This window comes from Nitrosomonas sp., assembly GCF_021731985.1.
Taxonomy (GTDB): Bacteria; Pseudomonadota; Gammaproteobacteria; order Burkholderiales; family Nitrosomonadaceae; genus Nitrosomonas.
The window spans coordinates 33336-54952 of the sequence record NZ_JAKFWH010000018.1; the positions used below are offsets into that span (position 1 = coordinate 33336).

Here is a 21617-nt window from a genome sequence, read left to right on the forward strand (position 1 = left end):
CTTATCTTTTAACTCGTAAATAAAAAATTCCAGACTTTTACACCTCACAAGAAATCTCTTCTTCTAACTAAATTCTTAGTATCAGTGTGCAAAAGCTGGAATCTTCTCTACCACCTCTGTTTCTTTTACATCAAATAAACGAAAATAAACAGTCCTAACCACACCACGTCAACAAAGTGCCAGTACCAAGCCACGCCTTCAAAACCGAAGTGATGCTCAGGAGTAAAGTGCCCGGCTAAGCTACGGAAGTAGATAACAGTCAACATAATTGCACCTACAGTTACATGGAATCCATGAAAACCTGTCAGCATAAAAAAGGTTGATCCATAAGCCCCGGTAGTTAATTTAAGATTTAAGTCGCTGTAAGCATGCATATACTCATAAGCTTGACAGCCTATAAATAAAGCACCTAAAAATATGGTTGCGAGCAACCAATTTTTAAGGGCATCACGTCTATTCTCTTTCAGTGCATGATGCGCCAAGGTACATGTTACACCAGACAACAAAAGCAGCATGGTGTTGAAAGCTGGCAAACCCCATGCGCCCATTGGAGTAAATTGTTCATGTACGCCAGGTCCTGCGGTCGGCCATGCGCCATTATACGAAGACCAGAAGCTATTTCCTAATACTGAGCTTTCTGCTTCTAACCAAGGAATCGAAAGGTTACGCATGTAAAACAATGCGCCAAAAAATGCGCAGAAAAACATTACTTCAGTCAAAATAAACCAGCTCATTCCCCAGCGAAAGGACATATCAACTTGTTTATTAAATTTTCCACTTTCACTTTCTCTTGCAACAGTTCCAAACCATCCAAATAACATATAAATCAGGATGGCGAAACCTACTGCTAAAACACCAGTCCCATACTCAATTTTATTCATGGTTAGGGCTGCGCCAGTCATAATACATAACAGCGCGGTCGATCCAATTATTGGATATGCCGATGGTGCTGGGACATAATAGTGTCCGGATTCTTGACTCATTCTTATCTCCTCCTACTTATGATTTATTTAATTTCTAACTACCAATTGAACTAATAACAACACACAGATTACAAATACCAAGCCTCCAATAATCCCGCCTATGACAACATGAACTGGCTTCAATGTTGCAGCATCATTCTCAAGATCACTCTTTGTGCGGATTCCCATAAATGCAGCCATGACAGCTTTAGCAATCTGCCAAATACTAACGCTACTTTGTTTTTCAGTAATCTTATTCACTTCCTCTGCCTCATTTTGTAGCCACGCTTCCACTACCGGGTAATTCAAAGAAAGTATATGAAATAGTCACCGTGTTTATCTCTGGTGGCAATCCAGGTTCAATTACGAATTGCACTGGCATTTGTCTAGTTTCATATGGCTTAAGCACTTGTTTTGTAAAGCAAAAACATTCAAACTTCTTCAAATGTTTATCCAGAAAACGTGGACTGTAACTGGGTATCGCTTGCCCGTTTATTTCACGATCTGAGTCATTTGTAATTTCGTACATCACACTGATTGCTTCACCAGGATGAATACGAGCGCTGGTTTGCAGTGGTTTAAATTGCCAAGGCAATCCTCTTGTATTGGCATCAAATTCCACTGTAATCCAGCGCTTTTCATCCACCCAATTCTCTTTAACCAGTACGTCAGGTTTTAGCAGATTATTAATTCCAGTTACTTCACAGAATTTTTCATAAAATGGTACAAGAGCATATCCAAAAACAAACATTATTAATGTGAAAACCAACAACTTTTTCATCATTACTACATTAGCTTTCGATAAGTTAGTTACCATATTGTTTGTAAATAACCGTTAAATAAAGTGCTACCACCGTAAATAACAGAAATAATCCAGTTCTTAGCTTTTTACGCTTTAATTCTGTCTCTTGTGACATACGCTTTTCTCTGACTGTCTTTACTTAACAATCGGTGGTGTTTCAAAACTGTGGTATGGAGCCGGTGATGGCAAATGCGTCCACTCCAGAGTTGTTGCACCATCCCATGGCGACTGAGGTGCTTTTTCCCCATTACGTATACAATCAATCACGAGATAGAGGAATAGAAGCTGCGTCAGCCCAAACCCAAACGCGCCAAGGCTAGAAATCATATTGAAATCTGCGAATTGCAAATTGTAATCAGGAATTCTACGCGGCATACCAGCTAATCCCAAGAAATGCTGAACAAAGAATGTCGCATTAAAGAAAAACATCGATAACCAGAAATGCCATTTACCAAGCGTTTCACTGTACATATGACCGGTCCACTTTGGAATCCAGTAATATACGCCAGCAAATAAGGCAAATAAGGCACCTGACACGAGAACATAATGGAAATGGGCAATTACATAGTATGTATCCTGTACTTGTATATCAATAGGAACAATTGCACAAATCACACCGCTGAAACCACCAATCACAAACAAGAATATGAAACCAATTGCGAATAACATAGGTGTTTCGAATGTCATCGAACCACGCCACATTGTAGCGGTCCAGTTAAATACTTTCACACCCGTCGGAACTGCGATCAGCATCGTTGCATACATGAAAAACAGTTGCCCAACTGTTGGCATACCTGCTGTGAACATGTGATGCGCCCATACTATACAAGATAAAATCGCAATGGATGCAGTTGCATAAACCATTGATGAATAACCAAATAATGGTTTTCTTGAAAAAGTTGGAATTATTTCAGAAACAATACCAAAAGCTGGCAAAATCATAATATACACTTCTGGGTGCCCAAAGAACCAGAAAATATGCTGAAACAGAACTGGGTCTCCGCCACCGGCTGCATTGAAGAAACTTGTGCCAAAATGACGATCTGTCAGCAGCATAGTTACGACACCAGCCAGAACCGGCATCACCAAAACCAGCAAATAGGCAGTGATCAGCCATGTCCATACAAACATTGGCATCTTCATCATTGTCATGCCAGGCGCGCGCATATTTAAAATGGTCGTGATGATATTAATTGAGCCCATAATTGAGGAAGCACCCAATACATGAACTGAAAAAATCATTAGATCCACACCCAGACCACCTTGGGTTGAAAGTGGCGGGTAAAATGTCCAACCACCTGCTGCTGCGCCACCTGGTACAAAAAATGAACCAACCAACATGGTAGCCGCCACTGGCAACAACCAGAAACTCCAGTTATTCATCCGAGCAAAAGCCATATCTGGCGCACCAATCATCATCGGTACTTGCCAGTTAGCAAAACCCACAAAAGCCGGCATGATGGCGCCAAACACCATTATCAGCCCGTGTAACGTAGTAAATTGATTAAATAGTTCTGGCTGTAAAATTTGTATGCCGGGCTGATATAGCTCTGCTCGAATTCCCATAGCCAAAAAACCACCCACCATAAACATAGCAAAACTAAACCAAAGATACATCGTACCAATGTCTTTATGATTGGTTGTTTTAACCCAACGCATTATTCCACTGGGATGATGATCATCATGTTCGTGACCATGTACGTCACCGTGTACTGCTGCCATAGTTATCTCCTTTTACTTATTTTCTATATGCATTGATGTCTTAACTGCAGATGCACTTAACTGTGCAGCCACCCATTTAGAATAATCATCTGCATTCATCACTTCGACTACAATTGGCATAAATCCATGATCTTTACCACACAATTCAGCACACTGCCCACGATAAATTCCCGGAGCATCTGCTGTGAACCATGAATCACGAATAAAACCTGGAATAGCATCTTGTTTAACGCCTAATGCTGGTACCCACCATGCATGAAGCACATCATTTGCTGTGATAATTACCCGCACCTTTTTACCTACCGGCACAACAACACGATTATCTACTTCTAGTAAATAATTTTCGCCCTTAGGTTCTTTATTTTCATATTGAGCTCTTGGTGTCGACAATTTACTATAGAAACTAATCCCCTCTCCTTCACCTTGAAGATAGTCATAACCCCACATCCACTGATAGCCCGTTGCTTTGATGGTCATATCAGGACTTGAAGTATCCTTCATCGAAATAACTGTCTTAGTCGCAGGCAATGCCATAACCACAAGAATAATACAAGGTATTACAGTCCAAATAATCTCTACTGTAGTACTGTGATGGAAGTTTGCTGCTTTGTATCCCACAGATTTACGGTGCTTGAGTATGGAGTAAAACATGACACCAAACACACCAATAAAAATAGCCAGACATATCCACATAATCCAAATATGCATATCATAGGTTTCTCTCGCTATGATACTTTGCGGCTCTGGAAAATTATATTTAGACCCTACTGCCATACTTGAGTACAAAGCGAGAGTGGATACCCCCGCCAGGGTTGCTACTAATTTACTTCTCATATTCCCCCCCACATGATTACTAATTTTACAGATTTCAGGTACGACTACGAACGCTACAAACCTGAACGCTTATCCTGTTCAGCCAGCTACGGAAGTCACACGCCAAAATCCTATTTGTTAAAACCACACCATTATTGACGATAGCTACATTTCCTTGGCCGAATTCCCTTACTATCCGCAACTTAGATTTTCTTAGTTATAGAATCTTCTACATGCTAATTAATCGAATGGAAATTCTAGCACGCCCCCGCTGCCCTAACAAGGAAAAATCATGATTTTTATAGCAATATTCCCCTGCTTATAAAATGGTATTCTTGTTTGAGTACACCTAAAGAGCATTGTTGGGATGCAGAATTCACTGCTTACTTTCTTCAGTGGATTTGGATATTCTCAGCTGAGTATAACTTTCACATTTCAGCGTCAAGTTTGACCTCTCGCTGAAAATTCACCACTTCAGTCATTTAAGATATACAGACATACTTAATACTCCAAACTGCAAAGCGACTTATTTAATGTGCATGATGCTCATTGAACATTAAATCTAACTGAGATGAGTCTATTAAAAATAAACTTTCTCTTAAATGCTTATCAGTGCAGCAAATCTGCATCACACTAATTTAACCAAAAGCATAATAAATAAAAAAACAACAACGACGGGAATAACAAAACTCATCCAATCCGCCGATGTGCCCTTTGAGCTATTCCTCATCATATCCCGGGTAGCTGGTAACAGGATAATAATAAACATCACTAGCGCCAAAGCAGAAACAATTTCCATCCAGTCCATATTGCCCTCTTCCTGAATGACTTCTTCTACAAAACCCTTTTGTCCAAAACAAAACCCCGGTTTAACCGGGGTTTGAATATTCATTCCTATCGCTGGAAATTAATCGTCATTTCCCATAATACCCAGTATTTGTAGCAAGCTAATAAAAATATTGAAGATTGTCATGTACAAGCCAATGGTCGCCAACACATAGTTAGTTTCACCACCGTGAATAATTCGACTAGTGTCATACAAGATAAAACCGCTCATAATCATGATAACTACAGCTGAAATCATCAATGACATGGCTGGTATCTGCAAGAATATATTCGCTAGTGCTGCCAATAGAACCAAAAGAAAACCCACCATCAAGAAGCCACCCATAAAACTGAAGTCTTTTCGTGTAGCCAGCGCATATGCTGACAATCCCATGAAAATGGCTCCGGTGCCTCCTAGCGACAACGTAATGATATTTCCACCATTAGGCAATGATGCATACATACTCAGTATTGGCCCCAATCCAAATCCCAGCATACCAGTAATGAGGAAAACAATTCCTATACCAGCTGATGAGTTAGCAAAACGAGGCAGAACAAACATGGCAATCACCATTCCACCAATAACAGATATCATGTATGTCATAGGTGGCATATTCATGAACATTGAAAGTGCAGCAGTAAGTCCACTGAACAATAATGTCAGGGATAAAAGCATATATGTACTGCGTAAAACTTTGTTTGTCGCAATGGCTGACGATGATCCTTGAGCAGCTGTTGAGTAATTTTGATTCATAAAAACCTCCACTATAAAATTAATCCAAGACTATTCTAACGACAAATAAGACTATCATAAGCCAGATATAGTTCAAGGCATAATAGCATGAATTATACTGATCTATTAATTACCCTATTCTTGTGTAGCTATTGCTAATGTAAAGTTGTAAACAAGAAAGAATCCTCCTCGTTCTAATAAAGTGATATTCATATTTACGGGCCCGGCATCAAATTTTGCAATGCCTGAATAATTGATGCGCCTCTCACCCACAAGTGAAAATGCACTGACTGTACGCGAAAAATTAAGTTCTTCAATAGACTGAAATCGACCAAAACCACGATACAGATTCATCAGTTTATCCAACTGCTCGTCACTCACTGTTTGCTTAGCTTCTGGTGCCAAATGAGTCAGAAGCACGTTCTTTTCCCAGCTAGATATTTCGGTCAGTATCCTGGCAACAGCTGGTTCTGCGCTCTTACTGTAATAATCTTTTTCTCGATTGGTATAGAAATACAACATAACAACCAATGTAAGTAATAAAGCTACGATGATGCGTAATGTTTGAATTTGCATAAGTCGTGAACGACAAAATGATTGATTATAAGTTATTCTCTTCCCAGAAAGCGCCATTTAACCCATTTCTCGGCAAAGCGATGCCAAAATGCTGATAAGTCGCTGCTGTTGCCATACGCCCCCTTGGCGTACGCTTCAAGAATCCTTGCTGAATCAAATAAGGTTCTAGCACATCTTCAATTGTGTCACGTTCTTCACTAATTGCCGCTGCGAGATTATCCACACCAACTGGCCCCCCACTAAATTTTTCTATTACAGCCAACAACAACTTTCGATCCATGATATCCAACCCGATCGCATCCACATCCAACATGCTTAAAGCTGCATCGGCTACTGCATGAGTCACGTGCCCATCAGCTTTAACTTCAGCAAAATCACGCACACGACGCAGTAATCGATTAACAATCCGTGGAGTACCGCGTGAGCGACGCGCAATTTCAAATGCGCCATCGGGTGATATTTCCACTTTCAATAACCCAGCAGATCGGATGACAATTTTGCAAAGCTCTTCCGGCGTGTAAAATTCCAAACGCGAAACAATACCGAAACGATCGCGCAATGGGTTAGTAAGCATACCTGCGCGCGTAGTAGCCCCGACCAGAGTAAATGCGGGCAAATCCAATTTCACAGAACGCGCAGCCGGTCCCTCACCAATCATGATATCGAGTTGGTAATCTTCCAGCGCCGGATAGAGTATCTCCTCGACCATCGGAGATAGGCGATGTATTTCATCGATAAATAAAACATCGTTAGGTTCCAGGTTTGTGAGCAAAGCTGCTAGGTCACCCGGGCGTTCTAAAACCGGACCAGATGTTTGGCGCAAATTAACGCCCATTTCTCTGGCTATGATATGTGCAAGTGTGGTTTTACCTAAACCTGGCGGGCCGAATAACAAAACATGATCAAGCGCTTCATGGCGATTTCTGGCTGCTTCAATGAATATCTGCAATTGCCCACGAATCTTTTCCTGACCGACATACTCTTCCAGTTGTTTTGGGCGTAGCGCTCGTTCCAGAATTTCTTCTTGGGATGACGCAGGTGCAGCAGCAACAAGTCGATCTGTTTCAATCATTCATTAGGTCCAAGTCACGTTCCGATTACTTTTCCTTAGATAATAGTTGCAACGCTTGCCGTATGCCATCGGACACGGTCGCATTCGATGCGATTTGCTTAATGGCCCAATCTGCTTCCCGATCATTATAACCTAGTGATAACAGTGCATTGAGTATGTCACTGCCATTAGTTGGCGTAGATGGGCTCTGATTTAAATTGATCCCTGTAGTGCCCAGCTTATCCCGCAACTCCAGCAGCAAGCGCTCAGCCGTTTTTTTCCCGATGCCGGGCACTCGGATGAGTCGCGTACTATCCTGATCTCCCACAGCACGATACAAATCAGGCACACTCAAACCCGATAAAAGAGCCAACGCAGTTCTTGCGCCTACCCCCGAAATTTTTATCAACTGGCGAAATGTCTGACGCTCTGATTCCGTTGCGAAACCAAATAACAGATGCATATCTTCACGTATCACAAGATGCGTATACAATGTTGCTTGCACACCTGTCGCCGGAAGATCATAAAAAGTACTCATCGGCACATCTATTTCATATCCAACCCCTTGCACATCCAACAATACCTGCGGGGGGTGTTTTTCCAGCAAAATGCCAGTTAATCGCCCAATCATACTAAACGCCCGCGTTTCATCCGGTAGCCCGTCGTCGCAATCTTCCCCAGACCCATTCCACCATGGGCGTGACATATCGCGCAAGCCAAAGCATCCGCTGCATCAGCACTTGGGCTGCCAACCAGATTAAGTAACCGCATGACCATTTCTTGTACCTGATCTTTTTTTGCATGACCATTACCCACTACGGCTTGTTTTATTTGCAACGCGGTATACTCTGCCACGATCAGGTCATTCATCACTGCTGCACAGATAGCCGCACCACGCGCCTGACCAAGTAATAATGTAGACTGGGGATTGATATTGACAAAAACTTGTTCGATAGCAACGTGTTCGGGCTGATATTGCGTGATGACTTCACTCAAATTATCCAGAATTAATTTGAGACGAGAAGGCAATTCACCTTCAAAGGTTTTAACACTGCCGCTGCTGACATAGGTTAAATTACTTCCAATTTTATCGATCACGCCAAAACCTGTAATACGTAAACCAGGATCTATGCCAAGAATACGGATTTTGTCACCTGACAATATAGCTCTTATTCATCAAGAATTGCTGTGGTGTACACATTCTGCACATCATCAAGATTTTCCAAAGCATCCAGTAATTTCTGCATTTTTACAGCATCATCACCAGATAATACAGCCTCATTGCTTGGCTTCATGGTCACTTCCGCCAGCTCAGCCTTAAACCCCGCTTTCTCCAATGCTTCTTTAACGTTTATAAATTCATAGGGATCAGTAATTACTTCGATACTACCATCCTCATTGCTGATCACATCTTCGGCTCCACCCTCCAATGCGACTTCTATGAGCTTATCTTCATTGGTTCCTGGTGCAAAAATTAATTGACCGCAGTGTTTGAATAAGAAATTGACGGAACCGTCCGTACCCAGATTACCACCATACTTTGTAAAGGCATGGCGCACATCAGCTACAGTCCGCACCCGATTATCTGTCATGCAATCAACCATCACAGCAGCACCCGCTATGCCATAGCCTTCATAACGAATTTCTTCATAATCAGCGCCGTCCAGAGTGCCGCTGCCACGTTTAATCGCACGCTCCACATTGTCCTTCGGCATATTCTGATCGTATGCCTTATCCACTGCTAAACGTAAGCGCGGATTACTATCCGGATCCCCGCCACCCATGCGGGCAGCTACAGTTATTTCCTTGATGAGCCGTGTAAACACCTTACCACGCTTAGCATCCTGTGCGGCTTTTTTGTGTTTGATATTAGCCCATTTGCTATGACCTGCCATTTATCTGCGCCCTTTACGAAAGTAAATTTATATTACCACTCCATAGCTTATGGATAAAGTACCAAACTCTAGTCGCTGATAATACAGCCATCTGTTTTGCACAGCATGTTACCAACTTTAAATACATTTAACCCGTTTTTATCAGATCGTATTTATTCCACTGTTACTGCTTTTGCTAGATTCCGTGGTTTATCAACATCAGTTCCTTTCTCTAAGGCAACATGATAAGCCAATAGCTGAAGCGGTATCGTATGAAGAATTGGACTGAGTAAACCAGCATGCTCTGCTAATCGGATTACATGCAGATTCTCGCCTTGCACTATCTGGGAATCTGCATCCGCAAACACATAGAGTTCGCCACCTCGTGCATGTACTTCTTGCAGGTTCGATTTTAGCTTACCTAACAGCTGATCATTGGGTGCTATTGCAACAACTGGCATTTCGCTATCTACTAAAGCTAACGGACCATGCTTTAATTCTCCAGCCGCATAGGCTTCTGCATGTATATAAGAAATCTCCTTGAGTTTAAGTGCACCTTCCATAGCAACGGGATAATGAACACCGCGCCCAAGAAATAATGCGTGGCGCTTTTGTGCAAAACTTTTAGCCCAAATCTTCACTTGCGGCTCAACTTGTAGTGCATGCTGCAAGGCTACCGGTAAATGACGTAGCGCCATAATCATCCGCTGCTCATCTTCGATAGATAATTTATGGCGCATCTTCGCCAGTGTCACCGCTAATAGTAAAAGTGATGCTAATTGCGTAGTAAACGCTTTGGTCGAGGCCACACCAATTTCTGGACCTGCCCGGGTGAGAAAACGCAGATCCGTTTGCCGTATCAGAGCACTTTCTGGGACATTGCAAATAGCAAGGCTGTATTGATGACCCAGTTTCTTCGCATAGCCCATTGCCGCCAGTGTATCTGCAGTTTCTCCCGATTGGGAAATGCCAACCACTAAAGTAGCTGGGTCTGCAATGGGGTCACGATAACGGTATTCGCTCGCTATTTCAACGTTACATGGCAGACCAGCAACAGTTTCCAGCCAGTAACGAGCAACCAAGCCTGCATGATAACTGGTTCCGCAGGCCAGTATCAGAATGCTGCTGGTTTTATTAAATACTTTCTCAGCTTCACTACCAAATAAATTGGGTGAAATAGACTGAGCACTAAATACCATTTCCAGCGTATTTGCCACAGCACTCGGTTGCTCAAATATTTCCTTCTGCATGAAATGTGCATACGGTCCCATTTCTATCGCCTCACTCGCCAGACTACTTTCGTGAACCGTGCGTTCCACTTCTTGCACTAAACTGCCATTAAGACAATTGACAATGCGATATCCGTTGCATGTCAGCTCAGCGACATCGCCTTCTTCCAGGTAAATCATATTCCTGGTTGCTTTTAATAATGCCGATGCATCAGAAGCCGCATAATTCCCGCTTTCACCCAAACCCAGTAACAATGGTGCTCCGTTACGTGCAACAACAAGCTTCTCAGGTCGAGCTTCTTCCATTACAGCAATTGCGTAAGCACCTTGTAATTCAGCGATAGACTCGCAAACCGCTTTTAATAAATCAGCGGTCCGCTTAAGATTAAATGCTATGAGGTGCGCAATAACTTCGGTATCGGTATCCGATATAAATTCAAATCCTTCTACCTGTAAGCGCTTGCGCATTATTTCATGATTTTCAATTATTCCATTATGCACGATAGCGATTCTAGTATCTGTACCTACAGTTCCGGAGAAATGGGGATGCGCATTACGTTCTGACGGTGCTCCATGCGTCGCCCAACGTGTATGGGCAATGCCTGCAAGTCCGTGTGTTTTCTGCTTTATTGTAAGCTTCTGCAATTCGATTACGCGATCTGTCGTGCGTAATCTCTGCAGGCCATTACACGTTACCACCAGTCCGGCAGAATCATACCCTCGGTATTCTAAGCGTAGCAATCCTTCCAGCAACATTGGAACAACATTACCATTGGCTACTGCACCAACTATTCCACACATAGTGCACTCTCCTTGCAACTAAGGCTGATAAATAAAAATCTACTACATCAATAATTCTACTCTATACTTTTGGCTTCTGCGGACGCTTCCAGCCAGCAACACTGATTTGTTTCGATCTGGACAAAGTAAGCTGACCTTCCGGCGTTTCCTTAGTGATAGTCGATCCAGCCCCGATTGTTGAACCTTTAGAAATTCTCACCGGCGCAATAAGCTGCGTATCAGATCCGATAAATACATCATCTTCTATGATCGTTTGATGTTTATTAGCACCATCATAATTGCAAGTAATTGTTCCAGCACCAATATTGACATTCTTTCCTACGATGGAATCACCAATATAGCTTAAATGATTGGCCTTACTTCCTAAAGCGATCTGGCTATTTTTCACTTCGACAAAATTGCCGATATGCACTTTGTTAGAAAGTTTGGTTCCAGGTCGAATCCGTGCATAAGGTCCAATCTTGCAGCTTCCACCTATCTCTGTATCTTCAATCATGCTGTACGGTAGTATAGTAGTATCTGCATCTACTATTACATTCTTCAATATGCAATGCGCCCCCACTTGAACAGAATCACCCAACTTAACCCTTCCTTCAAAAATACAACCAACATCAATTTCAACATCCGATCCGCAAACAAGCTCTCCTCTTATATCAATTCGCGACGGATCTATCAAACTGACCCCCAGATGTAAGAGCTTATCAGCGCAGTGTCTTTGATAAATTCGTTCAAGCTCTGCTAGTTGAGATTTGTTATTAATGCCCATTACTTCCCAGAGATTTGCTGCTTGTAACGATGCGACCTGAGCACTTTGCCTAACGGCCAAGGCAATGATATCAGTCAGATAATATTCATGTTGCGTGTTTTTGTTTTCAATTTTTGGCAGCCAATTATGCAAATAATCATTGGGTATCAGCATTATTCCGGTATTAATTTCATGAATCTCTTGTTGCTCAGTATTGGCGTCTTTTTGCTCTACAATAGCTTTAATTGTTTTTGTATCAGAATCGCGCACAATTCTGCCGTAACCAAAGGGATTCTCAACCTCAGCAGTTAACAACACACAGTACTTTTCTTCTGCTTTAGCTATTAATTCTCGCAATGTTTGAATGCTGATTAATGGCACATCTCCATACAACACAAGCGTCAAACCATCTCTATCGAGATGCGGCAGTGTTTGCATTAGTGCATGCCCGGTACCCAATTGCTGCGGCTGCAGAACCCAAGTTAAATCATCGCCGGCAACTGATTGTTTTACTATCTCCCCTCCATGCCCGATGACAATGCAGATTTTATCAGGTGATAGCAATCGGGCCGTGGTAGTAACATGCATTAGCAATGAACGTCCCGCCAAAGTATGCAATACCTTCGGGAGAAAAGAACGCATGCGTTTTCCTTCACCTGCTGCGAGTATTACAACATTAAGTTTTTTAGTCACAATATTGAACTCCCTTTATTTTTAAGTATATTCAATTCGATTCAATCAACTGTAATGAAATACACACCCTTCATTTATAAGGAGCATAGTGTGAGGATGATCAGGAACGCGTATTGTTGCTCAATACTTTATCACTTATTAAGTGGGCCAGAGAAACTTGGTAGAAAACAATCAGCAAAAACTCAGACAGCAGACACAAAAAAGGCGACATACGTCGCCTTTTTTACTTTCAGTTTTTTAATTAGTGTCCGCGTTTTCTTAGTTTATCAATTGCGGCCAATTGCGCCATGGCTTCGATTAATTCTGCCTGGGCTCTCGCATAATCTAACTCAGACTCTTTACTCTTCATAGCCTCTTCTGCTGCTCGTTTTGCTTCGATGGCTTTCGCTTCATCAAGATCATGACTGCGAACTGCAGTATCTGCCAGTATGGTAACAATATCAGGTTGAACTTCTAACATACCTCCAGACACGTATATCAGCTCTTCTTCTTTTAATTGTGCTTTGATACGCACCATCCCAGATTTGATTCTTGTCAACATCGGAGTATGACGTGGATAAATACCTACTTCACCCATTTGTGCTGGTGCAACCAAAAATTCCACTGGGCCGGAATAGATAGATTCTTCAGCACTAACGATATCAAGATGAAAAATGGTGCCCATTGATATTTTCTCTCAATTTATTGAAGGGTCTTGGCTTTCTCAACAGCCTCTTCGATGCCGCCAACCATGTAGAACGCCTGTTCTGGTAGATCATCATACTCACCTTCCACAATACCTTTAAAACCTTTGATTGTATCTTTAAGCGATACATATTTTCCTGGAGACCCGGTAAAGACTTCAGCAACGTTAAATGGCTGTGATAAGAAACGTTGAATCTTTCTCGCACGACTAACTGCCAATTTGTCTTCGGGTGATAATTCATCCATACCTAAAATAGCAATGATGTCTCTTAATTCTTTATAGCGTTGCAATGTTTGCTGTACAGCACGTGCAGTATTGTAATGCTCTTCACCCACAACTTGTGGATCAAGCTGGCGTGAAGTTGAATCAAGTGGATCCACAGCAGGATAAATACCTAAAGAAGCAATATCACGAGACAATACAACGGTCGCATCCAAGTGACCAAAAGTTGTTGCTGGAGATGGATCGGTTAAGTCATCAGCTGGTACATAAACAGCTTGTATTGATGTAATTGAACCTGTTTTTGTCGATGTGATCCGTTCTTGCAAACGTCCCATTTCTTCAGCTAATGTCGGTTGATAACCCACTGCTGATGGCATACGTCCCAGCAACGCTGATACTTCGGTCCCTGCCAATGTATACCGGTAAATATTATCAACGAAGAATAACACATCACGACCTTCATCTCGAAATGATTCCGCCATGGTCAATCCCGTCAGCGCCACGCGCAAACGATTTCCAGGTGGTTCATTCATTTGTCCATAAACCAGTGCAACTTTATCAAGGACTTTGGATTCTTTCATCTCATGATAAAAGTCATTTCCTTCCCGAGTACGTTCACCCACACCCGCAAATACCGAATATCCACTGTGCTCAATCGCAATATTACGGATCAACTCCATCATATTGACGGTCTTGCCGACACCTGCACCACCAAATAACCCGACTTTCCCGCCTTTTGCAAACGGGCAAATCAAATCAATCACTTTAATGCCCGTTTCTAATAATTCGGTCGATGCTGACAATTCGTCGAATGCTGGTGCTTCTCGGTGAATGGACATGGTTTGTTCTGCACCAATTTCACCCATTTCGTCTATTGGACGACCCAGCACATCCATAATACGTCCCAATGTTTTGGTTCCGACAGGTACAGTAATTTGTTTGCCCGTATTTTTAACCATCATTCCACGGCGTAATCCATCAGAAGATCCCAGTGCAATTGTACGCACCACGCCATCGCCCAGCTGTTGCTGCACTTCCAGCGTCAGTTCAGAACCTTCCATTATTAATGCATCATATACTTTTGGGATGGATTCACGTGAAAATTCCACATCAATCACCGCACCAATACACTGAACAATTTTTCCTTGACTCATCGTTGTTCCCTAACTAAATACTAAAAATGTTTTAAACAGCCGCCGCACCGCCGACAATTTCCGACAATTCCTTGGTAATTGCCGCTTGTCGAGATTTGTTGTAAATCAATGTCAACTCATCAATGACACTTCCTGCATTATCAGATGCAGCTTTCATCGCCACCATCCTTGCAGACTGCTCGGATGCCATATTCTCAGTGACAGCTTGATATATCAACGCTTCGACATAACGTACCATAATATCGTCTATAACAGGCTTTGCTTCAGGTTCATAAATATAATCCCATGTAGCTTTTGGTTTATCGTTAGTTTGATCTTCCTTCTGCATACGCTCATCCGTCAATGGCAGCAACTGTTCCATCACGGGCTCTTGCTTCATGGTATTGATAAAGCGATTATAAAAAACATACACTCGATCGAATTGGTCCTGCGTATAGCCATCCAATACAACTTTAACCGCACCTATGAGTTTCTCCATATCAGGAGTATCGCCTAACCCTATAACCTGCGACGTAACACTTGCACCGATACGGCTCATGAAACCCAGGCCTTTATTGCCTATGCAACAAACTTCAATTTGCTCACCATCCGCCTGCCAAGCCTTCATTTGATTAATAGCTTTACGTAGAACATTAGTGTTCAAACCACCACAAAGCCCTTTATCTGAAGTCACTATAATAATGCCAATACGTTTTACCGTATCCCGCTCTATCAAAAATGGATGTCGATATTCTGTATTTGCCCGACTCATATGTGCTGCGACATTACGTATTTTTTCACCATAAGGCCGCGCTTTTTTCATACGATCTTGCGCTTTACGCATTTTAGAAGCCGCCACCATTTCCATGGCACGCGTTATCTTTTGCGTATTCTTTACACTCTTTATCTTATTTCGTACTTCTCTGCTGCCAGCCATTATTAATATGTTCCGTTTTGCTTGAATTCTTTGATTGCAGCGGTCAAATCCTTCTCTGTTTCCGCATCTAGTTCTTTAGTATTTTCGATCTTATCTAGAATAGCTCCATGCTGATTACGTATATAGCTCTTCAGCGCAGATTCAAATGCCAATGCCCGCTTAACTTCAACATCATCGAAATAACCATTATTAATAGCAAACAAAGTAAGCGCCATCTCAGATACACTCAGTGTTGCATACTGCGATTGCTTCATCAATTCAGTTGCCATTTTTCCACGCTCAAGCTGCTTACGTGTCGCCTCATCCAAATCAGATGCGAACTGGGCAAATGCAGCCAATTCACGATATTGCGCTAATGCCAGACGTATGCCACCGCCTAATTTCTTGATAACCTTAGTTTGTGCCGCGCCACCGACCCGTGAAACGGACACACCTGCATTAATTGCCGGGCGAATACCCGCATTAAATAAGTCTGTTTCCAAGAATATTTGTCCATCTGTGATCGAAATCACATTGGTTGGCACGAAAGCAGTCACATCACCAGCCTGCGTTTCAATGATTGGCAGAGCAGTCAGTGATCCAGTCTTACCCTTTACTGCGCCTGCAGTAGCCTTTTCGACATATGCGACACTAACTCTTGCTGCTCTTTCAAGCAGACGTGAATGAAGATAAAACACATCACCTGGATATGCTTCACGCCCTGGCGGACGTCTTAATAACAATGAGATTTGCCTATATGCCCATGCTTGCTTCGTTAAGTCATCATAAACAATCAACGCATCCTGACCCTTATCTCGAAAATATTCACCCATCGTGCACCCAGAATAAGGTGCAATAAATTGCAGTGCTGCAGATTCTGACGCGGTTGCTGCCACTACAATGGTATATTCCATTGCACCATGTTCTTCCAGTTTACGTACCACGTTTGCTATTGAAGAGGCCTTCTGTCCAATCGCAACATAAATACAGAACATGTTTTGACCTTTCTGATTAATGATCGCATCAATAGCTACCGCAGTTTTCCCTGTTTGACGATCGCCGATAATCAATTCACGCTGCCCACGTCCAACCGGTACCATAGAATCTACCGATTTCAAACCTGTCTGAACTGGTTGATCGACAGATTGACGCCAAATCACACCCGGCGCTATCTTTTCGATAGGCTCAGACCTTACTGCTGTAATTGGTCCTTTCCCATCTATAGGTTGTCCCAGTGAATTCACAACGCGACCCAACAACCCTTCTCCAACAGGCACTTCGAGAATACGTCCGGTACATTTAACTGTATCGCCCTCGCAGATATGCTCATACGCGCCCATAATAACTGCACCCACTGAATCTCGTTCAAGATTCAGCGCCAAACCGAAGGTATTACCGGGAAATTCCAACATTTCACCTTGCATCACATCTGACAAACCGTGGATACGCACAATACCGTCCGTTACAGAAACAATAGTTCCTTGCGTACGGACTTCTGCTGTATCAACAAGTCCTTCAATCCTTTTTTTAATCAGTTCACTGATTTCGGATGGATTTAACTGCATTTCATTTAACTCCTAGCTTTTAAGGGCAACGGCCATGGCTTCAAGTTTACCGCGAACTGAGGCATCAAGAATCTCATCACCAATTTCAACTTTAATTCCACCTATTAATTCTGGATCCACACTTACTTGTGCCTCTATCTTGCGCTTAAATTTTTGTTCGAGATCATCGATCAATTTTTTCAGTTGCTTACTTTCCATTGTAAATGCACTTACGATATTCGCGTCCAACACACCTTCGTGTTGCGCTTTTAATTGCTCAAACAATTGATTAATCTGCGATAGTACTGTTATCCGTTTATTTTCCGCCAATAGCATCATCAGATTACGAGCATCAGAATTAAATTTATTTCGTCCAATCTCCAGAAACAATTCTCCGATCTGCTTTGCAGAAACCACCGGATTGCCAATGAGTGGCTTTACATGCTCATCTTCTGCAATCTCTACCGCAAGCTGTAACATTTTTGACCATTGATCCAAACTATCACTGGCAACTGCCAGCTTATAAACAGCCTCTGCATAAGGTCTTGCAACTGTAATCGCTTCAGCCATTATTTCAAATCTTCCCCAATAGAAGCGAGCATATCGGCATGCGCTTTGGCATCGACTTCACGTCGCAGTATTTTTGCTGCGCCGGCAACAGCCAGTTCAGCAACATGTTGACGTAGCGCTTCTTTTGCACTAAATACCTCATGCTCTATATCTGCCTTTGCGCCAAGAATTATACGATCGCCTTCTTCTTTTGCTGTTCTTTTAGACTCTTCAACAATCTCTGAGGCTCGTTTCTCAGCTTGCAAAATTATTTCTGAGGCACGCTGTTTGGCTTCTTTCAATACATCAGAAGAGCGTTGACTTGCCAACTCTAATTCATGACGTCCGCGTTCTCCAGCCGCCAATCCATCGGCAATAGTTTTTTGACGCTCTTCAATTGCACGCAATAACGGCGGCCATACAAATTTAACAGTAAACCAAATAAATACTGAAAAGGCTACCGCCTGAGAGATTAAAGTAAAGTTAATATTCATGACAAGCCTGTAAAATCTGATCTATCCAGCAATAACATTATTATTGAATAACTGCCAGCAATGGATTACCAAATGCAAACAGCATTGCCAAACCCACGGCAATAATAAAGGAAGCATCGGTTAAGCCGAGCAACAGAAATACCTTGCCCTGCAAAGTAGGTATCATTTCTGGTTGACGTGCCGCACCCTCAAGAAAACGGCTACACATCACACCCACTCCGATACACGCGCCTGCCGCACCAAGTCCAATCATCAAACCAATACCTATTCCGGTATATGCCTGAATCATTGCCAAATACTGCAAATTCTCCATTTTAGATTCCCTTTGTTAAAGATTAAAAATATACTACAAAAATAAAGCTTATAAATCTAGTGAGATTCATGTGCCATGGATATATAGACTACTGTCAGCATCATGAAAATAAAAGCTTGCAAAGTAACAATCAAGATATGAAATATTGCCCAACCTGCTCCTAAAATCGCACCAAAAATTGCACCCGAAACACCTGTCGCTGCCCACATACCCAGTAGCAAGAAAATTATTTCACCTGCGTAAATATTTCCGAATAGGCGCAACGAATGCGATAGCGGCTTAGACACATATTCTATGAAATTAAACAACAGATTCAATACCCAAAGCAATGGATTTTTTCCAAATGGCGTACAAAAGAGCTCATGCATCCAGCCCCCCCACCCTTTGACCTTTACATTAAAGTAAAGCATCAAGAACCATATTGAAAGAGCCAACGCGAATGTTGTATTTACATCAGTCGTCGGCACTGTCCGCCAATTATGCAAACCGAATGCATGCTCATAGATCCAAGCCATAATGTCTATTGGCAGAATATCCATAGCGTTCATCATCAAAACCCACACAAATATCGTTAACGCTGTAGGCGCAACAAACACATGCCGGTTACCATGAAATGTATTTTTAACTTCATTATCAATGAATTCAACCGCAAGCTCGACAAATGCCTGGCGTTTCGACGGCACACCAGGCGTTGCTTTACGTACAACCAGCCAAATAAATCCAAAACTAATAACACCGAGAATTAAAGATGTAACCAGGGTATCAACATGCAAAACCCAAAATGAACCTTCGCTGACTTGCGTTGTTAAATTAGTTAAATGATGATTAATGTACGATGTTGGAGTAAGTTCTGTATCTGATGCCATGCGCTGCCTGCTCTACCATTAAATTTATCTTATTTTGTATCGTCTGATACGAGTAACGCCATGCTATAGACCAAAACATTGAGGATAAATGTTCCAATAAATGCAAATGCATTTACATCCTCATAATTTTTAAACACCATCCATAACAGGCCTACAGTCAATATTATTTTTACTGCTTCAGCCCTTAATGCAGTTCTGATCGTCCCTTCAGCAGTATACCCTTTGTGCCGGGATATAATTATCGCAAATGCTGCCGAGGATATCACGCTTACTGCCCCGCCAAGTACTGCCGATACCGCGCCATGAATACCCAGAAAAAACCAAATCACAAATGCTGCCATTAATGTAACAAGCAATTGCAGGCGCAGAACAATATTGAGCGGTCTATTTTTTATCCAAGACATGCTTTATACCCGCCCTTGGAACAGACAGCGTTACCCACGCTTAAAAAAGGCGTAACTATAGCTGAACCACTCTACTCAGTCAATGTAAAATTCTGATCTATCAATCTACAACGGGCGGTTAAGTACTATCCGCGGTGTTAAGTCAAGCTTCTAGAGCCTTTCAAATATTGCGGCGACTCCCTGACCGCCGCCTATGCACATGGTCACCAGGGCATATCTGCCGCCACAACGATGCAGTTCATAAATAGCCTTAATCGTCAAGATACTGCCAGTCGCCCCGATGGGGTGGCCCAACGCAACAGCACCACCATTCGGATTAGTTTTTTCCGGATCAAATTGTAGCTCTTTTGCTACAGCACACGCCTGTACAGCGAAGGCTTCGTTGGATTCAATGACATCAAGATCCGCTATTTTAAGATTTGCACGCCGCAAAGCACTCTGAACAGCCGGTATCGGCCCGATGCCCATAAATTTGGGATCAACACCGGCATGACCATAAGAAACCAGCCGTGCCAACGGTTTCAAGTCGCATCTCTGCGCTGCTTTACTTTCCATGAGCACCAATGCGGCGGCGCTATCATTAATACCGGAGGCATTGCCTGCAGTTACGGTACCATTTTTTTGGAAAACAGGACGCAGTTTAGCCAAAGTTTCCATACTTGTGTTTTCACGGGGATGCTCGTCAGTATCAAAAAGGATTTTTTCTTTATGTGTCGTTATTGCAATAGGCAATATCTGCTCTTTAAAATAACCGTTTGTTATCGCATGCAGGGCGCGGCGATGACTTTCTGCCGCAAATTCATCCTGTACTTCACGGCTGATTCGCCATTTAGTGGCAATATTCTCGGCAGTAATGCCCATATGCACGTTATCGAATGGATCGGTCAATGCCCCGATCATCATATCCACCGTACCACCGTCATTCATGCGTTGCCCCCACCGCAGTGCAGGTAACAAATAGCCTCCCCGGCTCATGGATTCAGCACCACCGGCGACTGCCACATCGGTGTCATTCAGCAGAATATTTTGACTCGCCGATATGATCGCTTGTAGACCACTTCCACACAGCCGATTCACTGTCAATGCCGAAGTATGCTGCGGTAAGCCGCCGTTGACACAAGCAATGCGCGCCAAATACATATCACGAGATTCTCCATGTATCACGTTGCCAAAAACCAAGTGTCCAACTTCATCTGGATCAATCCCAGCTCGCAACACCGCTTCTTGCACAACCTTTGCCGCCAAGTCAGCTGGAGCAACCTGTTTAAGTGCGCCACCATAATCACCGATAGCCGTGCGTACACCACTTAGAATGACAACATCCCTCATGAGTTTTCCTTTATTGATCCCTTAGAGTAGCTTCGCAGGAAATACGAATTCCCTTAAAACTATGTACTTACATAGGATCTAATTGAGCATGGATCACGTTTGTCTTGATTCAGTAGAGAATTATTTGTTGAATAATTTTTGTTCACAGTATAAAAACTGGTTTTTGATTTGTTATTTTTCTACACAATTATTTGATCGAAATCGGCCAAATTGGAGTCAAGATGATGATTTGTGCAATTATTAGTTACGGTTGGAGGGCTTATGCTACGGATCATTCATCCATATTAATAGCTCAAAAAACATCGCACCATCTGTGAGAAGACGATCCGTACCAAC

At 42.5% G+C, this 21617-nt stretch carries 24 protein-coding genes; all 24 read right to left on the reverse strand.

Annotated features, from left to right (window positions below; genetic code table 11):
- Positions 1 to 125: 125 nt before the first annotated feature.
- Positions 126 to 983 (reverse strand): cytochrome c oxidase subunit 3, encoded by an 858-nt coding sequence (locus QZ942_RS02335; RefSeq protein ID WP_292993027.1) that lies wholly within the window; start codon positions 981 to 983, stop codon positions 126 to 128.
- A 27-nt stretch (positions 984 to 1010) separates the two neighbouring features.
- Complete coding sequence (locus QZ942_RS02340; protein WP_292993028.1) at positions 1011 to 1223, reverse strand: DUF2970 domain-containing protein; 213 nt, start codon at positions 1221 to 1223, stop codon at positions 1011 to 1013.
- Positions 1224 to 1233: 10 nt separating this feature from the next.
- Positions 1234 to 1779 carry a cytochrome c oxidase assembly protein gene (locus QZ942_RS02345; protein ID WP_292926778.1) on the reverse strand — a complete coding sequence of 182 codons (546 nt, stop codon included), beginning with the start codon at positions 1777 to 1779 and terminating at the stop codon, positions 1234 to 1236.
- A 120-nt stretch (positions 1780 to 1899) separates the two neighbouring features.
- Entirely contained in the window at positions 1900 to 3486 is a 1587-nt protein-coding gene (gene ctaD, locus QZ942_RS02350) for a cytochrome c oxidase subunit I (protein WP_292993029.1), read from the reverse strand.
- 12 nt (positions 3487 to 3498) lie between these two features.
- Positions 3499 to 4320 (reverse strand): cytochrome c oxidase subunit II, encoded by an 822-nt coding sequence (coxB, locus tag QZ942_RS02355; protein ID WP_292993030.1) that lies wholly within the window; start codon positions 4318 to 4320, stop codon positions 3499 to 3501.
- A 607-nt stretch (positions 4321 to 4927) separates the two neighbouring features.
- Positions 4928 to 5191, reverse strand: a complete 264-nt coding sequence (locus tag QZ942_RS02360) for a hypothetical protein (protein WP_292993031.1) — start codon at positions 5189 to 5191, stop codon at positions 4928 to 4930.
- A gap of 15 nt (positions 5192 to 5206) precedes the next feature.
- Positions 5207 to 5878, reverse strand: coding sequence for a Bax inhibitor-1/YccA family protein (locus tag QZ942_RS02365; protein WP_292926786.1), 672 nt, complete (start codon positions 5876 to 5878; stop codon positions 5207 to 5209).
- A gap of 114 nt (positions 5879 to 5992) precedes the next feature.
- Positions 5993 to 6433 carry a hypothetical protein gene (locus QZ942_RS02370; RefSeq protein ID WP_292993032.1) on the reverse strand — a complete coding sequence of 147 codons (441 nt, stop codon included), beginning with the start codon at positions 6431 to 6433 and terminating at the stop codon, positions 5993 to 5995.
- A gap of 25 nt (positions 6434 to 6458) precedes the next feature.
- Positions 6459 to 7505, reverse strand: coding sequence for a Holliday junction branch migration DNA helicase RuvB (gene ruvB / locus QZ942_RS02375; protein WP_292993033.1), 1047 nt, complete (start codon positions 7503 to 7505; stop codon positions 6459 to 6461).
- Positions 7506 to 7530: 25 nt separating this feature from the next.
- The gene (gene ruvA, locus QZ942_RS02380) at positions 7531 to 8115 is read right to left on the reverse strand and encodes a Holliday junction branch migration protein RuvA (RefSeq protein ID WP_292993066.1); all 585 of its coding nucleotides are present in this window, start codon (positions 8113 to 8115) and stop codon (positions 7531 to 7533) included.
- Entirely contained in the window at positions 8112 to 8645 is a 534-nt protein-coding gene (ruvC, locus tag QZ942_RS02385) for a crossover junction endodeoxyribonuclease RuvC (protein WP_292993035.1), read from the reverse strand. Before ruvC ends, ruvA begins: the two co-directional genes overlap by 4 nt.
- Before the next feature lie 8 nt (positions 8646 to 8653).
- Positions 8654 to 9379 (reverse strand): YebC/PmpR family DNA-binding transcriptional regulator, encoded by a 726-nt coding sequence (locus QZ942_RS02390; RefSeq protein WP_292993036.1) that lies wholly within the window; start codon positions 9377 to 9379, stop codon positions 8654 to 8656.
- A 152-nt stretch (positions 9380 to 9531) separates the two neighbouring features.
- Positions 9532 to 11388 (reverse strand): glutamine--fructose-6-phosphate transaminase (isomerizing), encoded by a 1857-nt coding sequence (gene glmS, locus QZ942_RS02395; protein ID WP_292993037.1) that lies wholly within the window; start codon positions 11386 to 11388, stop codon positions 9532 to 9534.
- A gap of 61 nt (positions 11389 to 11449) precedes the next feature.
- Positions 11450 to 12826: a bifunctional UDP-N-acetylglucosamine diphosphorylase/glucosamine-1-phosphate N-acetyltransferase GlmU gene (gene glmU / locus QZ942_RS02400; RefSeq protein WP_292993038.1), complete on the reverse strand. Its 1377-nt coding sequence runs from the start codon at positions 12824 to 12826 to the stop codon at positions 11450 to 11452.
- 241 nt (positions 12827 to 13067) lie between these two features.
- Positions 13068 to 13490: a F0F1 ATP synthase subunit epsilon gene (locus QZ942_RS02405; protein WP_292993040.1), complete on the reverse strand. Its 423-nt coding sequence runs from the start codon at positions 13488 to 13490 to the stop codon at positions 13068 to 13070.
- A gap of 17 nt (positions 13491 to 13507) precedes the next feature.
- On the reverse strand, positions 13508 to 14887 hold the full coding sequence (gene atpD / locus QZ942_RS02410) for a F0F1 ATP synthase subunit beta (RefSeq protein ID WP_292993042.1): 1380 nt from the start codon (positions 14885 to 14887) through the stop codon (positions 13508 to 13510).
- A 31-nt stretch (positions 14888 to 14918) separates the two neighbouring features.
- The gene (atpG, locus tag QZ942_RS02415; protein WP_292993044.1) at positions 14919 to 15803 is read right to left on the reverse strand and encodes a F0F1 ATP synthase subunit gamma; all 885 of its coding nucleotides are present in this window, start codon (positions 15801 to 15803) and stop codon (positions 14919 to 14921) included.
- Between the two features lie 2 nt (positions 15804 to 15805).
- Positions 15806 to 17347, reverse strand: coding sequence for a F0F1 ATP synthase subunit alpha (gene atpA, locus QZ942_RS02420; protein WP_292993045.1), 1542 nt, complete (start codon positions 17345 to 17347; stop codon positions 15806 to 15808).
- A 12-nt stretch (positions 17348 to 17359) separates the two neighbouring features.
- Entirely contained in the window at positions 17360 to 17896 is a 537-nt protein-coding gene (locus tag QZ942_RS02425) for a F0F1 ATP synthase subunit delta (RefSeq protein ID WP_292993046.1), read from the reverse strand.
- Entirely contained in the window at positions 17896 to 18369 is a 474-nt protein-coding gene (locus tag QZ942_RS02430) for a F0F1 ATP synthase subunit B (protein ID WP_292993048.1), read from the reverse strand. Before QZ942_RS02430 ends, QZ942_RS02425 begins: the two co-directional genes overlap by 1 nt.
- A gap of 40 nt (positions 18370 to 18409) precedes the next feature.
- Positions 18410 to 18682, reverse strand: coding sequence for a F0F1 ATP synthase subunit C (atpE, locus tag QZ942_RS02435; protein ID WP_013646518.1), 273 nt, complete (start codon positions 18680 to 18682; stop codon positions 18410 to 18412).
- 56 nt (positions 18683 to 18738) lie between these two features.
- The gene (gene atpB, locus QZ942_RS02440; protein ID WP_292993050.1) at positions 18739 to 19548 is read right to left on the reverse strand and encodes a F0F1 ATP synthase subunit A; all 810 of its coding nucleotides are present in this window, start codon (positions 19546 to 19548) and stop codon (positions 18739 to 18741) included.
- A gap of 29 nt (positions 19549 to 19577) precedes the next feature.
- The gene (locus tag QZ942_RS02445) at positions 19578 to 19952 is read right to left on the reverse strand and encodes an ATP synthase subunit I (RefSeq protein WP_292993051.1); all 375 of its coding nucleotides are present in this window, start codon (positions 19950 to 19952) and stop codon (positions 19578 to 19580) included.
- Positions 19953 to 20102: 150 nt separating this feature from the next.
- Positions 20103 to 21281: an acetyl-CoA C-acyltransferase family protein gene (locus QZ942_RS02450; RefSeq protein WP_292993053.1), complete on the reverse strand. Its 1179-nt coding sequence runs from the start codon at positions 21279 to 21281 to the stop codon at positions 20103 to 20105.
- Positions 21282 to 21617 lie beyond the last annotated feature (336 nt).

Bases quoted from the DNA above. Each gene is read 5' to 3' on its own strand.
- QZ942_RS02450 (WP_292993053.1), bottom strand. From the start codon at position 21,281: ATGAGGGATGTTGTCATTCTAAGTGGTGTACGCACGGCTATCGGTGAT.
- QZ942_RS02430 (WP_292993048.1), bottom strand. From the start codon at position 18,369: ATGAATATTAACTTTACTTTAATCTCTCAGGCGGTAGCCTTTTCAGTA.
- coxB (WP_292993030.1), bottom strand. From the start codon at position 4,320: ATGAGAAGTAAATTAGTAGCAACCCTGGCGGGGGTATCCACTCTCGCT.
- atpB (WP_292993050.1), bottom strand. From the start codon at position 19,548: ATGGCATCAGATACAGAACTTACTCCAACATCGTACATTAATCATCAT.
- QZ942_RS02425 (WP_292993046.1), bottom strand. From the start codon at position 17,896: ATGGCTGAAGCGATTACAGTTGCAAGACCTTATGCAGAGGCTGTTTAT.
- atpD (WP_292993042.1), bottom strand. From the start codon at position 14,887: ATGAGTCAAGGAAAAATTGTTCAGTGTATTGGTGCGGTGATTGATGTG.
- atpA (WP_292993045.1), bottom strand. From the start codon at position 17,347: ATGCAGTTAAATCCATCCGAAATCAGTGAACTGATTAAAAAAAGGATT.
- QZ942_RS02405 (WP_292993040.1), bottom strand. From the start codon at position 13,490: ATGGGCACCATTTTTCATCTTGATATCGTTAGTGCTGAAGAATCTATC.
- ctaD (WP_292993029.1), bottom strand. From the start codon at position 3,486: ATGGCAGCAGTACACGGTGACGTACATGGTCACGAACATGATGATCAT.
- glmS (WP_292993037.1), bottom strand. From the start codon at position 11,388: ATGTGTGGAATAGTTGGTGCAGTAGCCAATGGTAATGTTGTTCCAATG.
- atpG (WP_292993044.1), bottom strand. From the start codon at position 15,803: ATGGCTGGCAGCAGAGAAGTACGAAATAAGATAAAGAGTGTAAAGAAT.
- ruvB (WP_292993033.1), bottom strand. From the start codon at position 7,505: ATGATTGAAACAGATCGACTTGTTGCTGCTGCACCTGCGTCATCCCAA.
- QZ942_RS02390 (WP_292993036.1), bottom strand. From the start codon at position 9,379: ATGGCAGGTCATAGCAAATGGGCTAATATCAAACACAAAAAAGCCGCA.
- atpE (WP_013646518.1), bottom strand. From the start codon at position 18,682: ATGGAGAATTTGCAGTATTTGGCAATGATTCAGGCATATACCGGAATA.
- QZ942_RS02365 (WP_292926786.1), bottom strand. From the start codon at position 5,878: ATGAATCAAAATTACTCAACAGCTGCTCAAGGATCATCGTCAGCCATT.
- QZ942_RS02335 (WP_292993027.1), bottom strand. From the start codon at position 983: ATGAGTCAAGAATCCGGACACTATTATGTCCCAGCACCATCGGCATAT.
- QZ942_RS02370 (WP_292993032.1), bottom strand. From the start codon at position 6,433: ATGCAAATTCAAACATTACGCATCATCGTAGCTTTATTACTTACATTG.
- QZ942_RS02360 (WP_292993031.1), bottom strand. From the start codon at position 5,191: ATGAATATTCAAACCCCGGTTAAACCGGGGTTTTGTTTTGGACAAAAG.
- QZ942_RS02445 (WP_292993051.1), bottom strand. From the start codon at position 19,952: ATGTCTTGGATAAAAAATAGACCGCTCAATATTGTTCTGCGCCTGCAA.
- QZ942_RS02345 (WP_292926778.1), bottom strand. From the start codon at position 1,779: ATGGTAACTAACTTATCGAAAGCTAATGTAGTAATGATGAAAAAGTTG.
- ruvA (WP_292993066.1), bottom strand. From the start codon at position 8,115: ATGATTGGGCGATTAACTGGCATTTTGCTGGAAAAACACCCCCCGCAG.